Source organism: Pseudarthrobacter siccitolerans (assembly GCF_001046895.1).
In the GTDB taxonomy this organism is placed as follows: Bacteria; Actinomycetota; Actinomycetes; order Actinomycetales; family Micrococcaceae; genus Arthrobacter; species Arthrobacter siccitolerans.
This window is the reverse complement of the sequence record NZ_CAQI01000042.1, coordinates 108,538-123,606: the sequence shown is the minus strand read 5'-3', so window position 1 is coordinate 123,606 and position 15,069 is coordinate 108,538. Positions and strand designations below refer to the sequence as shown.

General features: G+C 64.2%; 18 protein-coding genes. 9 read left to right on the top strand and 9 right to left on the bottom strand.

All coding sequences use genetic code 11. From position 1 onward, the window contains the following. The first annotated feature begins 59 nt into the window (after positions 1-59). The 3 genes from ARTSIC4J27_RS09775 to ARTSIC4J27_RS09765 all read left to right on the top strand — a co-directional run bounded on the left by ARTSIC4J27_RS09775 (position 60) and on the right by ARTSIC4J27_RS09765 (position 2,234). Complete coding sequence (locus ARTSIC4J27_RS09775) at positions 60-1,019, top strand: arsenic resistance protein (RefSeq protein ID WP_050055169.1); 960 nt, start codon at positions 60-62, stop codon at positions 1,017-1,019. A gap of 79 nt (positions 1,020-1,098) precedes the next feature. Beyond that, positions 1,099-1,890: a MerR family transcriptional regulator gene (locus ARTSIC4J27_RS09770; protein WP_083435395.1), complete on the top strand. Its 792-nt coding sequence runs from the start codon at positions 1,099-1,101 to the stop codon at positions 1,888-1,890. 59 nt (positions 1,891-1,949) lie between these two features. Beyond that, on the top strand, positions 1,950-2,234 hold the full coding sequence (locus ARTSIC4J27_RS09765) for a hypothetical protein (protein WP_050055009.1): 285 nt from the start codon (positions 1,950-1,952) through the stop codon (positions 2,232-2,234). Positions 2,235-2,367: 133 nt separating this feature from the next. Here ARTSIC4J27_RS09765 and ARTSIC4J27_RS09760 read toward each other — a convergent pair whose 3' ends face one another. Beyond that, entirely contained in the window at positions 2,368-2,757 is a 390-nt protein-coding gene (locus ARTSIC4J27_RS09760; protein ID WP_050055008.1) for a heavy metal-responsive transcriptional regulator, read from the bottom strand. A gap of 105 nt (positions 2,758-2,862) precedes the next feature. Between ARTSIC4J27_RS09760 and merA the strand changes: the two genes are divergently transcribed. Continuing rightward, the gene (merA, locus tag ARTSIC4J27_RS09755; protein WP_050055007.1) at positions 2,863-4,287 is read left to right on the top strand and encodes a mercury(II) reductase; all 1,425 of its coding nucleotides are present in this window, start codon (positions 2,863-2,865) and stop codon (positions 4,285-4,287) included. A gap of 859 nt (positions 4,288-5,146) precedes the next feature. Here merA and ARTSIC4J27_RS09750 read toward each other — a convergent pair. The 5 genes from ARTSIC4J27_RS09750 to ARTSIC4J27_RS09730 form a co-directional block, all read right to left on the bottom strand. After that, on the bottom strand, positions 5,147-5,839 hold the full coding sequence (locus ARTSIC4J27_RS09750) for a DsbA family protein (protein ID WP_050055006.1): 693 nt from the start codon (positions 5,837-5,839) through the stop codon (positions 5,147-5,149). 96 nt (positions 5,840-5,935) lie between these two features. Next, positions 5,936-6,535, bottom strand: a complete 600-nt coding sequence (locus ARTSIC4J27_RS09745) for a cadmium resistance transporter (protein WP_050055005.1) — start codon at positions 6,533-6,535, stop codon at positions 5,936-5,938. Positions 6,536-6,586: 51 nt separating this feature from the next. Beyond that, a complete protein-coding gene (gene lspA, locus ARTSIC4J27_RS09740) occupies positions 6,587-7,093 on the bottom strand; it encodes a signal peptidase II (RefSeq protein ID WP_050055004.1) in 507 nt (168 codons plus the stop codon). Then, a complete protein-coding gene (locus ARTSIC4J27_RS09735) occupies positions 7,090-9,045 on the bottom strand; it encodes a heavy metal translocating P-type ATPase (RefSeq protein WP_050055003.1) in 1,956 nt (651 codons plus the stop codon). The genes lspA and ARTSIC4J27_RS09735 overlap by 4 nt, the downstream gene beginning before the upstream one ends. Further along, on the bottom strand, positions 9,042-9,428 hold the full coding sequence (locus ARTSIC4J27_RS09730) for an ArsR/SmtB family transcription factor (protein WP_050055002.1): 387 nt from the start codon (positions 9,426-9,428) through the stop codon (positions 9,042-9,044). The genes ARTSIC4J27_RS09735 and ARTSIC4J27_RS09730 overlap by 4 nt, the downstream gene beginning before the upstream one ends. A gap of 159 nt (positions 9,429-9,587) precedes the next feature. Here ARTSIC4J27_RS09730 and ARTSIC4J27_RS09725 point away from each other — a divergent pair, with 159 nt between their 5' ends. From ARTSIC4J27_RS09725 to ARTSIC4J27_RS09710, 4 genes are all read left to right on the top strand, one after another. Next, a complete protein-coding gene (locus ARTSIC4J27_RS09725; RefSeq protein WP_050055001.1) occupies positions 9,588-10,337 on the top strand; it encodes a cytochrome c biogenesis CcdA family protein in 750 nt (249 codons plus the stop codon). Positions 10,338-10,424: 87 nt separating this feature from the next. After that, positions 10,425-10,988 (top strand): TlpA family protein disulfide reductase, encoded by a 564-nt coding sequence (locus ARTSIC4J27_RS09720; RefSeq protein ID WP_050055168.1) that lies wholly within the window; start codon positions 10,425-10,427, stop codon positions 10,986-10,988. Between the two features lie 169 nt (positions 10,989-11,157). Beyond that, positions 11,158-11,805, top strand: a complete 648-nt coding sequence (locus ARTSIC4J27_RS09715; protein WP_050055000.1) for a cation diffusion facilitator family transporter — start codon at positions 11,158-11,160, stop codon at positions 11,803-11,805. Positions 11,806-11,857: 52 nt separating this feature from the next. Continuing rightward, a complete protein-coding gene (locus ARTSIC4J27_RS09710) occupies positions 11,858-12,160 on the top strand; it encodes a hypothetical protein (RefSeq protein ID WP_050054999.1) in 303 nt (100 codons plus the stop codon). Between the two features lie 730 nt (positions 12,161-12,890). Here ARTSIC4J27_RS09710 and ARTSIC4J27_RS22765 read toward each other — a convergent pair. The 3 genes from ARTSIC4J27_RS22765 to ARTSIC4J27_RS23190 all read right to left on the bottom strand — a co-directional run bounded on the left by ARTSIC4J27_RS22765 (position 12,891) and on the right by ARTSIC4J27_RS23190 (position 14,441). After that, positions 12,891-13,061, bottom strand: coding sequence for a hypothetical protein (locus tag ARTSIC4J27_RS22765; protein WP_161799561.1), 171 nt, complete (start codon positions 13,059-13,061; stop codon positions 12,891-12,893). A 10-nt stretch (positions 13,062-13,071) separates the two neighbouring features. After that, the gene (locus ARTSIC4J27_RS09705) at positions 13,072-13,929 is read right to left on the bottom strand and encodes a hypothetical protein (RefSeq protein ID WP_152683832.1); all 858 of its coding nucleotides are present in this window, start codon (positions 13,927-13,929) and stop codon (positions 13,072-13,074) included. A gap of 110 nt (positions 13,930-14,039) precedes the next feature. After that, positions 14,040-14,441 (bottom strand): hypothetical protein, encoded by a 402-nt coding sequence (locus ARTSIC4J27_RS23190; RefSeq protein ID WP_235436622.1) that lies wholly within the window; start codon positions 14,439-14,441, stop codon positions 14,040-14,042. Positions 14,442-14,618: 177 nt separating this feature from the next. On the opposite strand from ARTSIC4J27_RS23190, the gene ARTSIC4J27_RS23185 reads away from it, so the two are divergent. Then, positions 14,619-15,038 carry a hypothetical protein gene (locus tag ARTSIC4J27_RS23185; RefSeq protein ID WP_235436620.1) on the top strand — a complete coding sequence of 140 codons (420 nt, stop codon included), beginning with the start codon at positions 14,619-14,621 and terminating at the stop codon, positions 15,036-15,038. Positions 15,039-15,069 lie beyond the last annotated feature (31 nt).

Genomic DNA, 15,069 nt, shown 5'->3' with positions numbered 1-15,069 from the left:
GCGGGTGGTACCACACCCTTACGATTGACACAGTGACCACACAAAACCTCATGGTCTGGATGGAACGCCATCAGATTGCCCTGTATCTCGTCGCGATCCTTGCCGGCGGTGCCATCGGATTCCTTGCACCGGGTTCGGCTGGGGTGCTCGAGCTTTCCATCAACCCCGTACTCGGGCTGCTGCTTTACGCAACGTTTCTGGGCATCCCTTTTGCTTCCATCGGCAAGGCCGCGCGGGACGTGCGGTTCCTGGTGACCGTGCTGTTTCTGAACTTCGCTGTCGTCCCGCTGGTTGTCTTCGGCCTCACCCGGTTTATAGCCGAAGACCGGGCACTGCTGGTCGGTGTTCTGCTGGTGCTCCTCACCCCCTGCATCGATTACGTCATCGTGTTCACCGGCCTGGCCGGCGGAGCCAGCGATCGGCTCCTGGTCGCCGCGCCGGTGCTGATGGTGGCGCAGATGCTCCTGCTGCCGATCTATCTGCTGGTCTTCGTCGGCCCCGGTCTGGTGGCGGCCATCGACCCGGCACCCTTCGTGGAAGCTCTGGTTGTGCTCATCATCATCCCGCTGGCCGCGGCCGCGCTGACCCAGGCACTGGCCCGCAGGTCAGCGCTGGGACGGACAGTCATGGCGTTGATGCAGTTACTGATGGTTCCGTTGATGATGGCAACGCTGGCCGTTGTTGTCGGCTCGCAGATCGTCGGCGTAGGCCAGGAATTGAACTCGCTGCTTACGGTGGTTCCTCTCTACGCGGCGTTCCTGCTGGTAATGGTTCCGTTGGGCCTACTCGCGTCCAAGGCAGCCGGTATCGATGCCGCGGCCACGCGCGCGGTTGTCTTCAGCGGCGCGACGCGCAATTCACTGGTCGTGCTCCCGTTGGCCCTGGCGCTTCCCGGCCGGCTCGCGCTGGTCGCTTTGGTCGTTGTCACCCAAACACTCGTCGAACTGATCGGCATGGTCCTCTACGTCCGGTTCCTGCCGCTCATCGTCCCTGCAGCTCAGCACCAACGGCTTACCTGAGACCACCGGGACGCTGGATGTAAATAGTCCCGCTCGGGACTTGACCTTCAAGCCGGGTTGAAGGTTTACCGTGGTCGGTATGAAGACTTTGCGGATCTCGGAGGTCGCCGAACGCACGGGAGTGCCGGCGACCACTCTGCGCTATTACGAAGACATCGGGCTCATAGGCCCCGCTGCAAGGCAGGCCAACGGTTACAGGGCCTATGACGAACGGGACCTCGACCGTCTCGCCGTGATCTCCCGGGCCAAGAAGCTGGACATCAGCCTTGAGGACGTGAGGGATCTCGTTGCCGCTTGGGACAGTGAGGAGTGCGGCACGGTCCAGCACCGGCTCGCCGACATAGTCGCCAGTCGGCTCCACGACACCCGGGAACAGATCGCCGAACTGAACGCCTTGGCAGACCAGCTGGAACAGACGAGGACCAAGCTTTCGGCCGCACCTCAGGATGGCCCGTGCAGCGATGAGTGCGCTTGCTTCGTGTCGGGAGAGCACGACGAGCGGACCCGGCCTGCGCCGGCACCTGGTGCCACACTGTTTCCACTCCTGCCGTCATCAAAGCCTATGGTGCCTGAGAGCCTGGGAGCAGCCTGCAACCTGGACCGGAGTACACTGCCGGCCCGTTTGGAAGAGTGGTCCCGAGCCGTTGCCACCGCAACGGGCCGGGTCAGCATCGACAATGGCATTGCCCTTGACTTTGAGCACAACCCGGAGCGGGCAGCAGGGCTGGTCCGGCTGGCCGCCGAAGAAGTGAGCTGCTGCTCCTTCTTCGACTTCACACTCAAGGTCAACACCTCCGGGCTGCGGCTTGAAGTACGCGCCCCGGCGGACGCGCAGGACGCCCTGCAGACCGTGTTCGGCACCCCGAGGTGACAATCCGCGGCAGTGATCCAACCACATTCGCAATGCAACCCAACAGAGAAGGAATCCCCGTGACGATCGTCCCGAAAATTGAGAAGACCGCGTCACCAGGGAAGAGTAAGTGGGCTTGGATCACGGGCTCACTTGCCGTTATCGGATGCATGGTGGCCTGCTCATTGCCGTTCCTGGCTGCAGGAGGAGTACTGGCAGGGCTGGGTGCCCTCGCCGCGGGCTGGTGGTTTGCCGCCGTTGTGGCGCTGGTAGGCGCGGGCATCGCACTCATCGTTGTCCGCCGTCGAAAAGCAGCAGCTGCCAGCGCAGCCGACTCTGAATGTGGCTGCGGCGGAAACTGCTGACACCAACGCAGTAGAGTCGAAGAGCCCAACAACATGCAGAAAAACCTCGTCCAGAAGAATCCGGACGAGGCTTTTCTGCGGTTGGGGGCTATGGCTGGTATGCAAAACGTGTGCTGGGTCCTCCGAGGGGGGCTCAGAGGTACCGGCAAACCTGGTCAGGATCACATCGGTCAGGATCTGGGTGCGCTGCGTCGTCGCGTAACGAAATGATCGTGTCACGCAGCGCGGTGAGCTGCTCAATCTGCCGCTCGATGTCGCTCAGGCGTGAGTCGAGCAGGTCGCGGACGTGCTCGCACGGCGCGCTGCCTCCGTCGCGGATGTCGAGAATCTGGCGGATCTGGGCGAGGGTGAGGCCCGCGGCCTGGCCGCGGTGGACGAAGTGGATCCGTGCGACGGCCTCGGGCCCGTAGTCGCGGTAGCCGGAGGGAGTGCGGTCGGCCGCTAGCAGTAGCCTCTGCTCCTCGTAGAACCGGAGCGTCTTCGCTGTCGTGCCCGACAGCTCGGCGAGTTCGCCAATTCGCATTGCGGCCTCCGATCGTTCAGCAGGAGCGCGCTTGACCTTCCCCTGCACTGGAAGGTCCAGTATGGCTGAGACAGAGCAGGAGTCCAAGTGTTGACAGGAGCAGCGATGCCTACGAAGTACAACCTCGCGATCATCGGGTCCGGCGGCGGCGCGTTCGCCGCAGCCATCCGTGCCAGTACGCTCGGCAAGTCGGTGGTGATGATCGAGCGGAGCACCTTCGGCGGGACGTGTGTGAACACCGGGTGCGTGCCGTCCAAGGCGCTCATCGCCGCCGCGGAGGCACGCCACGTCGCCGCGGACGCCTCGGCGCGATTCTCGGGAATCGCCACCGCCGCGGACCCGGTGGACATGCCCGCTCTCGTCGGCGGCAAACAGGCCTTGGTCGAATCGCTGCGGGGCGAGAAGTACGTCGACGTTGCCGGCACCTACGGCTGGCAGGTTCGGCGGGGCCACGCGGCCTTCACGGGATCGCCCGACGCTCCGGTCCTCGAGGTCACCGGGGCCGACGGGACGGTCGAAACCATCGAGGCCGATCAGTACCTGGTCGCGACCGGGTCCCGGCCCTGGACACCACCGATCGACGGGTTGGAAGAGACCGGATACCTGACCTCGACCACGGCGATGGAGCTGACCGAGGTCCCCGAGTCTCTGTTGGTCCTCGGCGGCGGCTACGTCGCGCTGGAGCAAGCGCAGCTATTCGCCCGCCTCGGGTCAACGGTGACCGTACTGGTGCGCTCCCGACTGGCCTCGAAGGAGGAGCCGGAGGTCTCCAAGGCCCTGCAAGAGGTGTTCGCCGACGAGGGCATCCGGGTTGTCCGCCGCGCGGTCCCCGCCCGAGTCGCCCGTGACGCGGCGACGGGCCAGACGGTGGTCACGGCGGACGTGTCCCTCGGGGAGCAGGAGTTCCGCGCCGACCAGGTCCTGGTGGCGCTCGGACGGCGTCCGGTCGCCGACGGGCTGAACCTCGACGCAGTAGGAGTGAAGACCGGGGAGTTCGGCGAGGTCGTGGTCACGGATCAGCTGCAATCGTCCAACTCGCGGATCTGGGCCGCGGGCGACGTAACCGGTCACCCGGAGTTCGTGTACGTTGCGGCCCACCACGGGACCCTGGTCGTCGAGAACGCGTTCGTCGACGCCCAGAAGTCGGTGGACTACACGCGGCTGCCGAGGGTGACGTTCACCGGTCCGGCGATCGGCACGGTCGGGATGACGGAGAAGGACGTCATCGCCGCGGGGATCCGCTGCGACTGCCGGGTCCTGCCGCTGCACCACGTGCCCCGTGCGCTGGTCAACCGGGACACCCGCGGCTTCATCAAGATGGTCGCGAACGCCGATACCGGCGAGATCCTCGGCCTGACCGCGGTCGCCAAGGACGCAGGCGAGCTCGCGGCCGCCGGCGTCCACGTGCTCGGCAAGACCATCTCAGAGGTCGCCGATGCCTGGGCCCCCTACCTGACCATGGCCGAGGGCATCCGGATCGTCGCCAAGGCCTTCACCACCGACGTCTCGAAGCTGTCCTGCTGCGCGTGACGTCGAGGTCGCGCTCACCGCTCGTACGTCGCCCACGGCGAGCCCGGGCAGCAGCTCGCCGGGTTCGGGCAGGCGCTGCTTCCGCGCACATGTTTTACGGTAAACCGGCCGCCGCGCAAATGCCTTCACGCATACATGCTTAAGGGCACAGCCCGGAGGTGCGGTAAACATGGGAAGACTATGCCTGCGCATCACATCGACACCGTTATTACCGTCGTCCATCACTCTGTCGCGGAGCCCGAAGGCCACCTTCTGCGTACCTTTCCTGGCGCAACGCGATGCCGACGCCAAAAACCTCATGCGGCACCGTCAGGCGTGAGCTTTGGCGGTTTGGCTGAAACGCTGGGCGATCAATTCGCTCAGCTCCAGGGTTGCAGGGGATTGATCATGAAGCTCGTTTCACCAAAGCTTCAGGGCGGGCCAAGTCGAAGGATTCTCGCAGTTCGCAGGCTTGGACCGATGGTCTGGAACGCGCCGTGCTGCTGGGAACGAGGGCCACCCCGAGTCCAGCTGCCACGAGATCCAGCATCAGGTCGTAGTTTGTCTGCAGGAGCGATGAGGTCTGGAGTGAAGCCGACCTGGGTGCTGCCAACTTGTGACCGTACGGAAGCCCGTGGCGGGCCGCGCGCCTGACTCAGGGTGCGTCCGCGAAGTCCCGCAACGACACTGTTTCAGATGTTGTTGCGAATCGTGCCGGAAGTGCGAGGACAAACGGGTCTCGGCCGAGTTCAATGACTTCGGTCCGTTGGTCTCAGGTACTTCTGGTCCAGATAGCTGTTGACGAGCGGAATGTCAGCTGTCCCGTCGGCCACTGCTGCGAGCTGAGCGTAGGCGAAAACAGTGAGCGGGCTACCCGGCACTACTTCGCGGCATCTGCGAGTAACTGCCGGAACTGGTCTTCGGTGTTCAGGGTGAGCTTCTCTCCATTGAGGAAGAAGGTGGGCGTACCGGTTACGCCGAGGCCTTTGCCATCGGCGATGTCCCTACGGATTCGTTCCTTGGTTTCCTCGGCAGCTACGGCTGCGTCGTACGTGCCCATGTCCACGCCGAGTTCTTCAGCATAGCTTCGGAACACTGCTGCCTGGGAGTCCTGCTTTTCGCCCCACTGTGACTGGGTCTCGAAAAGTTTGGCGGCCATTTGCTCGTACTTGCCTTGCTGGGCGGCGGCCTCGACGGCCAGGGCCGCGGTGCCGGAGTTGGCATGCCCGGGCAAGGGAAAGTAGCGGTTGATGAAGGTGATCCGGTCCCCGTATTCCTTTTTGAGCTCTTCCACAAGAGGCACGGCGGCGCGGCAGGATTCGCATTCGAAGTCCAGGAATTCCACGAGCTGGGCCTTTTCGGCCGCTGGGGTCGTAAGCCGGTGGCTATCATCCCTGACCAGCTGGGCGTCGCTTGCCGGTTGCAGGGCCGCCGGTTCTGGTTTGTTGGCGGTGAACACTGCGTACCAGATCAAACTGGCGGCCATGACGACTCCCAGGATTATCCAGATGATCATGCGTATTTTCCGTGTGGGGTCGGCGGGCGTGGTGGTTGTCGGCGGAGCCTGTGTCATCGGTGGTACTTTCTTGGTCAGGGTAGGCGTGTCGGCATGGCTTGGGTCAGGGGCTGCGGGTTCGTCCGTGAGGCATATTGGATCCTGAAAGACTGCTCAGGCACTGAGCAGCAGGGGCACGACGCCGGAGCTGACGAGGATGAACAAACCCAGCCCGATGAACACCGCAGGGACCAGCCAGTGTTCGATCTTTTCAAGGGTCTCAGTGACTTTCGGGTGGGTGCCCACAACGCGTCCCAGTGCGCACCAGACGGCGACCAGGATGAGGAACACAATGATGGTTACCACGGTGTCCTGAGGCCGCATGGTGCGGAAGATCGGCGTGTAGATGGCGATGTTGTCCGCACCGTTGGCGATGGTGATGCCGGCGACGCTGAGCAGGCCGACTGCGCTGACGGTCCTTTCCGCTTCCTCTTCTCTTCGTTTGCGCAGGAAACGGATCAGCCCGACCACGCCGATGAACAGCGGGATCAGGCCCAGCCAGCCCACCCATTCATCCGGGACAAACGCCAGCCCAAGGGCAGCCAGAACGCTGATGCCGACCAGGGTGATGAATCCCAGGTACTGCCCGCCGACGATCTCCCAGGGCCGGGGCCGGCCTTTCGCGGAGGCCAGGAACAAGACGGTCAAAACGACGATGTCGTCGATGTTGGTGGCGGCGAACATGGCCGCTGCGGCCGCGATGATGGCAAGCATGGGTGCATCCTTTCCAAGGCCAGCGCGGCCGGTGAAGGGCGGAAGGAGGGCTCAGTCGCCAGTCCGTGACCGCGGGGACAGTATGGTTCCCAGGACCAGGAGGGCTACTCCGGTGGTGACGAACACGTCGGCGAGGTTGAAGGTAGGGAACCAGCCGCTGTGCAGATAGTCCACGACCCCTTGCCCGTCGAGCCTGTCAATGAAGTTCCCGGTGGCTCCTCCGAGCAGCATGGCCGCTCCTGCCCGGGAGAGGCCGGGCATGGCAGGGGCAGTGGTGACGGTGTACCAGATCAGGGCCGCAATGATCAGCCCGGTCGCGGCGATGACGACCCACGGTGCCAGGTCCGCGCCGAGGCTGAACGCGACACCGCGGTTATAGAGCAGCCGGATGTTGATCGGCCCCAGATCGGTCGTCACGCCGGTGGAGAGCAGCGCTTCGGCTACGGCTTTGACAACCAGGTCGGCTGCGGCCAGGACGGCAGCCACCAGAAGCAGCACCGTCCTGGACCGTCGGGACTGCCGGGCGGGCGCATCCGGCACAGCGGTATCGGCGCTCACGCTGCCGGTTCCAGCGCCGGGGCGGGCTTGGCGGCGTTGGACGTGGTCTTGCGGCTGATCCGGCCTGCCCTGACGCCGTTGGCGATCACGACGATTTCGGCCAGTTCGTGGATGAGGACGACGGCGGCCAGGCCGAGCATGCCGAACAGCGCCAGTGGTATCAGTACCGCGATCAGCGCCAGGGACAGCCCCACGTTCTGGAGCATGATGCTCCGGGTCCTGCGGGCGTGGTCGAGGACCTGGGGAAGGTGGTTCAGGTCCTCACCCATCAGGGCGATGTCCGCGGTTTCGATCGCGACGTCGGTGCCCATCGCGCCCATGGCGATGCCGCTGTCGGCGGTCGCCAAAGCCGGGGCGTCATTGACGCCGTCGCCGACCATCGCGGTGGGGGCACGGCCCTGGAGCGTGCGGATGATCTCGGCCTTGTCCTCGGGCCGGAGGTCGGCATGGACTTCCGTGATACCGGCGGCCTTCCCCAGCGCCGTGGCGGTGATGAGGTTGTCACCGGTGAGCATAACCGTGGTGTAGCCGGAGGCACTGAGCCGGGCAATGACTTCACGGGTTTCGGGTCGCAGCTCGTCACGGACCGCGACAGCCCCGATAACCTGGCCGTCGTCCTCAATCAGGACGGCGGTGGCACCGTCATGCTGCATCCGTTCGACCTCTGCAGCCATGGCTCCGGCGTCGATCCAGCCCGGCCGGCCAAGGCGGACGGTCCTGCCCTCGAACCGGCCTGTCAGGCCTGCGCCGGGGACGGTGTCGACATCGGTTACGGCCGCCCGGTCTTCGGCGGCGGCGAGGATGGCGCGGGCCAGCGGGTGTTCGCTGCGGGCCTCCAGGCCGGCCGCGAGGGCCAGGACGTGTTCCCTGGTCGCGGTGCCGGCCGCGGCGACATCAATGACAGCGGGCTTGTTCCGGGTGAGCGTTCCGGTCTTGTCCAGGGCAATAGTGCGGATTTTGCCGAGTGTTTCCAGGGCACCGCCGCCCTTGATGAGCACGCCGATGCGGCTGGCAGCACCGACGGACGCGACGACCGTGACGGGTACGGAGATGGCCAGGGCGCAGGGTGAAGCCGCGACCAGGACGACGAGGGCGCGTTCGAACCACAGCAGCGGTTCGCCGACGATGAAGCCGAAGACGATGATCAGGGCCGCGGCGATCAGGATGCCGGGGACGAGCTTTTTGGCGACGGAGTCGGCCAGGCGCTGGCCCGGGCCCTTGCGGGACTGCTCGGCCTCCACGATGTGCACGATCCTGGCCAGGGAGTTGTTTTCCGCGGTGCTGGTGACTTCCACCTCGAGCGGGCCAGTGCCGTTGATTGACCCGGCGTAGACCTCGCTGCCCGGCCCGGCTTCGACCGGGACGGATTCGCCGGTCAGCGCCGAGGTGTCCAGGGACGTGCGGCCGGTGAGGATCCTGCCGTCGGTGGCCAGGCGTTCTCCGGGCCGGACAACCATCCGGTCCCCGAGGACGAGTTCTGCCGGGTCCACAGTGACCTCGGTGCCGTCGCGAAGGACGGTCGCCTCGGCCGGGACAAGGTCCAGCAAGGCGCGCAGGCCACGGCGGGTTTTCGCCAGCGAGTACTCCTCGAGTCCCTCAGAGATCGCGTAGAGGAAGGCCAGCATGGCCGCTTCCTCGAACTCCCCGAGAGCGACAGCGCCGACAGCAGCGATCGTCATCAGGGTTCCGACCCCGATTTTGCCCTGCATGAGGCGGCGGAGGGTGGAGGGAACGAACGTCCAGGCCGCGACGATCAGCGCGGCGATCTCCAGAGGAAGTGTCAGCCATTGGGGCCCCCCGGCCAACGATGCGATCCATGCCGCGAGAAGCAGCGCACCGGAAACCGCGGCCGCCCGGACCTCGGTGACCTGCCAGAAACCTACGGCTTCCTCCGCTTCTTCGGATTCGCCGGTCTCTGTCTTCTCGTCGCTGCAGCCGCAGGCGTCGCTCATTGTGCGTTCTCCTTCGTCAGGGCTGCGCCGGTGCTGCCGGTGCCGTAGTTCGGGCACAAGCTGACCGCGTTGCCGGTGGCGGCAAGGAGGACCTCGGCCTGGGCGAGCATGTCCATCAGTTCCGGGCGGGACAGTGAGTAGTACACGCTGCGGCCCTGCACCCGGCCTTCCACCAGGCCGCAATCGCGCAGGCATGCGACGTGGGCAGAGACGGTGGACTGGGCCAGGCCCAGCTCTGCTGTGAGGTCACCGACGCGGACCTCGCCGCCGGCCATGCGCTTCACGATGCTCAAGCGGGTCGGGTCCCCGAGGGAATGGAACAGCGCCGCTGCGGGACTGAGTTGGCTGCATGGATCAGCGGAAACCACAGGTTCAATCGTCACATGACGATGATAGCGCAGATTTATGATGTCATCGCCCGGATACTGTAACGTCGAAACGACACCCCAGCCCCCTGAACCCCGCCATGACCCTTCCGAAATGGGTCCGGGCAGGTTGCAGCGGGTGAAGCAGAGCTTCACATACTGACCGGAGAAAAACTGATGAGCATTGGCGGCTTTTTCGCCGAAATGGTGCAGTCCGGGGCCCTGCTCGTGGCTATGCCACTGGCCATGACCGCCGGGACCGTGTCGTTTATCTCCCCCTGCATCCTTCCGCTGGTGCCCGGCTACCTGGGCTACGTCTCAGGGCTTACCGACCCGACACAGCCGGATAACCGGCGGCGGGTCCTGACCGGTGTCGGTCTTTTCATTCTCGGCTTCGCCGCTGTATTAACGCTGTACGGGGCAGCTTTTGGTGTCATCGGCGGCTGGCTGGTGCAGTGGCAGGACACCCTCATCCGCGCCCTGGGCGTGTTCGTGGTCCTGATGGGCCTGGTCCTGGTCGGCAGCTTCTCCTTCCTCCAGACCACCCGGAAACTGCCCTTCCGACCGAGGACCGGCATCGCCGGGGCACCGCTGCTGGGTATCGTCTTCGGCCTCGGCTGGACACCATGCATGGGGCCGACACTCAGCGCAGTCCTTGCGCTGAGCACCACCACCGGGGACCCCTGGCGCGGAGCACTGCTGGGCTTCGTCTACTGCCTCGGGCTGGGAATCCCCTTTGTGCTGGTCGCGCTGGGCCTGAACTGGGTCACCAGGACCCTGGGTTTCATCCGCCGGCACATCCGCACGTTCAACATCGTTGGCGGTTCGCTGCTCATCCTCGTCGGAATCCTGATGCTCTCCGGGGTTTGGATGCTCTGGATTTACCAGCTGCAGAACCTCGCCGGGACCATCACCACCCCCGTATAGAACGAAAGGACCGCACCTGTGAACGTCCCCTCAAACCCATCATCAGCCGCCGAATCAAAGCCCGGCCGTCGCAGCCTCCTGCTGGGCATGGCATCAGGGGCCTTGCTTCTGGCCGGCTGCGCCGCCCCCGCTGACTCCCTCGCGGCCCAGGCGCGGGCCGGGGACAACAAAAACTACATCGCCGGCGACGGCTCCGTCTCCGAATTCGCCCCCGCTGACAGGAGCGCCCCAGTGGAGATGGAAGGCCCGCTCTACGACGGCACGGTCATCAACGCCAGCGACTGGCGGGGATCAGTGACAGTCCTGAACGTCTGGTACGCGGCGTGCGCGCCGTGCCGCACCGAAGCGCCCACGCTGGAGGCCCTGTACCAGGAAAACAAAAACGACGGCGTCCTGTTCTATGGCATCAACCTGCGCGACACCGCAGCCACGGCCGCCGCCTTTGAACGCACCTTCGGCACAACCTACCCCAGCTTCGATGACGCCGACGGCAGCATCCTGCTCGCCCTGGCGGACTACGTTCCTCCACGGGCAGTGCCCACCACCCTCGTGCTGGACAAACAGGGCAGGGTCAGCGCCCGCGTGCTCGGCCTCGCCGAAAAGGGCACCCTCAAAGCCCTCATCACCACCGCACTGAAGGAAACCCTCTAAGAGGCATGCCTATCAATCGCCCTTAAGCGATATTATCGGTGTCATGCGGCCTTCGCGGTGGGACAGCTGTAGGGGCCTCACTCTCTAAGGCAGCAAAGAGGGCCGACCCAAAACGCCTACGGGCCGGTCACCCTTTTCGATTCTGCAAGCACGAAACAGGGAGCGAACAATGGAAGCCGGCGGTACACTCACACCGGAACAAACCGAACAGCTCACCCGCAAGGGCCTTCGCCTGGCCCAGTTCACCGTCGGTTATAACATCGTTGAGGGCACCATCGCCGTGACCGCAGGCCTCATCGCCGGACTGGTCTCCGTGGTCGGGTTCGGCATCGACTCCGGCATCGAATCAATCGCAGCCGTCCTCGTGGGAATCCGGCTCGCCGCCCGGCTCCGGCACGGTCACGCCGATGAACGAAAAGAACGAATCGCGCTCAAGCTGGTTGCCGTCACGTTCTTCATCCTCGCCGCCTACGTCACCTATGAAGGCACCATGAGTCTGATCGAGGGCGAAGCTCCCGAAAGCTCCCCGGTAAGCATTGCCATTCTCGTGCTGTCCATTATCGTGATGCCCTTCCTCGCTGCCATGAAAAAACGCGTCGGAACCCGGCTGCAGGACAACCTGATCCTGGCCGACGCAGCAGAAACCAAAATCTGTGTGCTTCTCAGCATCTCCACGCTCCTCGGCGTCGGCCTGTACGAGCTCACCGGCGCGGCCTGGCTGGACCCCGTCGCCGGCTTCATCATCGCCGCCTTCGCCATCTGGGAAGGCAAAGAAGCCTGGGAAGGCGAACTCGTAGAAGACGAGGATGAGGACTGACCGCCGCTGACGGGAGGAGCGCAAAGCTCGCTCGGCTGAATACTGGAGAGATATGGACTACGAACTGCGGATCATTGCCGGCTGCCCAAATAGTGCTCCGGCCCTGGATCTGTTCCGTCAGGCATTGGCAGCCGAAAACGCCGCCGGGCACGTGCGTGTTTTGCAGCTGGACACTGAGGAACAAGCCACAGCACTGCACTTCCACGGCTCGCCGTCCTTCATCGCAGACGGCCAGGACCTGTTCCCATCACCTGCATCGCCGGCCCTGACATGCAGGGTCTACAAAAGCCCTGCCGGGTTGGCGGGGCTGCCCTCGCAAGAGGATCTTCAGGCCGCGCTGCGCTCAAGGTCCTAACTCGTTAGAGCGTTCTCCCAGCCGAAAGACCCCGAGAAATGCCGTGCCAGGAAAGCAGGATTGCGGCATGAAGCTACTACCCATTGAGCCATGAGGCCGCAGGGGTTCGGTTCCTCGACGGCTGTGTCATGAGAAGCCCAGCTCGTTCTCCTAATCCGATTCGGCGTCTCTAAACCTCTGCGCCTCGGAACCATAGAGAATCAAGACAGCCGGCGCGCAGTGGTGCGACAAAGAGCGATCACAAAACGCCGCCATTTATCGGCAAACTCCACACCTGTCACAACAGAGTGCATTTCATTCTTTCCTGACAAGGTCACGAGTGGGTCGGAACTCAACCTGACACGTGGGGGCGAAGACCCTGGGGGTCGATACAGACGTGCGGAAGGTCGGGCCGAGGCCCAGGGCTGATGGAGTTCAGGACCATCCGCAGACCGCAGACCGCCGTGAGATGGCTTAGGTCCTCTGGCCTTCACTGCAGCGTCGAGGCCCGCATTCACCGCTCGCACGTCGCCCACGGCGAACCCGGGCAGCAGCTCGGAGCCAGGCTCGGGCAGGCGCTGCATCGGCGCGATGAATACCGCCCAGGTTTGACGGCAAGTCGGCCATCGCTCGGTTGCCTCACGCATACACGTTTAAGGACATAGACCTGGGGGACTACACACTTAAGTGTGCATGCGCGCTGCTTAGGTTATGTCTCAAAACGGACACCCCGGCGTGGGAGTTTGAAGGCTCAGCTCTCGTCGAACGGCAGGCGGACGACCTCATCGCCCGGGTCTTCCGGACTTGCTGGCGGAGCCGCGCCCGGGTGGTCCTGGTACAACGCGTCCGAGGCGCTCTGGTCGTAGGTGTCGGAGAGGTCTGCACCCTTGGTCCCGAGGACCTGCTCCCAGTTGAATCCCATACACACGACTTTATCGGCCGGTATCGAACTCGCGAAGGATCGCCTCGACGCGCGCGGTCAATTCGTCGGCGCGCTTGAGGATCTGCTCTTCCTCCTCACGCGACATCTGCCGCCGGGGGCTGGCCGGCATCGCAGCTGCAGCAGGCACCGGCGCAGGTGCGGGCTCCGGACCGTCGAGCAGCAGGGCCGCGGCACTGATGACCGCCGACAGCGAGGATGGGTGCATGGAGCGGTAGGCATCGATCCATCCCCAGCGGTCCACGGCTGGCAGCAAGCCGATGGAGAGGTGCCAATCCGGATTGGGATCCGGTCGCAGGTGCCGGTGCGCGGAGCCTACTTCGTCGCGGCGGTGTCCCAGGACCCGGACGGAACTGTGCGACCACCCGCTGTTGGTGCCGATGACATCAAGCCACGACCAGGTGGCGCACGCCGGGCAGGCGCTCGGGTCCTCGGCGATGCCAATCCACTGGCGCAGCTCGCGCATCCTGTCCGGCCGCAACCCAAGCGCCCCCGCCCTGTCCAGCCCGAGGCCTCCATGCGAGGTAGGCGCGAGTAGCACCGCAGCGAACAGCATCCTACGCAGCCGCAGCCGGAAGACCCAGTGCGTGCCGGGGTGCTGGATGATCGCCGTCCCGCGCCGGATCAGCCGCTGCAGTGAGCCGGCGTCCTCCCTGTGCCCGCGCGGCCACGCGGGGGCTGGTGGATCTTTGGGAGCAAGCCGCCGGCGCAGTGTCATGAGCACAGCCCGGGACGGCTGTACCTGCTGCACAAAGCGAGAGACTGTGGCCTCGTCGATTCTTCCGGCAGGCACGCCCATGACCGAGCACCAGTCGGTCCAGAGGTCGGGAAGCGCCGTCGTCATCCTCACGATTCTCCCACCGCGGCCTGGTTCGACAAGAGTCGCCTCAGGTGAGGGTCAGGCCTGCTATTCGCGACCGCTCTTGTCCGCATAACCCTCGATGGGCAATCCGCCGATGCTCAGCTATCAAGCCCGAAAGCAGCGGTCACGTGCTCGATCGTGAACTGGTTTCGCAGCCTTGTAGCCGTGTTCTGGTTGGCGAAAAGGCCCGTTTTCCGCACGGCCTGCGTTTGCGGAACGGCCCGTATCCATTCAACCGGAACAACCCATTCAGCATTGTCGTCGCTCTCATCGCCCTCGTGGCGATAATTCCCGGAAAGGTCGAGTTCACGCAGCTGTCGCTCGGCCCCGTTCACGAGAAGCGTGCTTTGGTCGTATCGCTGGGCTTCGCCGGCGACGGTACCAACTCCTACATACCCAATCTTGGGAATGTAGGCGAAGACTCTGGCACCAATCGGCAGATTCTTGAGCGTCTGTGAGTATCTCTTGCCGCCACCGCCCGAGACGAAACCGTACTTCATACCGTCGACCCATTGCCGGCCTGTTGGCTCTTCACCAAATGAGACGTACCAGTCAGACCCGTTCCAAGGCTCACGTGTCTTGTTCTTCCGCGAGATCGCGGAAACGGATGACTTGGCTTGTTCGCTATGATCGACCAGCCAGCTGCGTGCAAGGTACGAAGATCCGTTGTCCTGAAAATGTCTGAAGAAGACGACGTTGATGGGAACATCGAAGTCTTCATTGAGGAACCGCACGATGCGCTCGGTAGCGTTGTCAACGCTGGCGGCAACGATTGTAAATTCTTGTGCAGTGTTGACCTCTTCCGGAAGAGTGTCGCCGAAACGATCGGCAAACGCTTCTTCAAGAGCAAGGCCTGGACGGTAGGTGGCGAAGATATTGTCGATCTCGCTTCGGCCAAGGGTCGCTGCCCACGAGCCATAATCGAGGGTTTGAGCGGCAACATCGCGTGGAGTCTTGTCGCGTTTGAGTTCGATTACGTGCAGCGACGCCGTTTCGTCCAGCGCGAGCAGATCTACGAATCCCCCATGTGCCGTCGGAACCTGCCGCCAATGACGAGAAGCGGCTCGCCAAGCACTGACGGGTCAGACTCGATGTAGCCCTCCAACTGGGATTCCAAGCCGATTGATA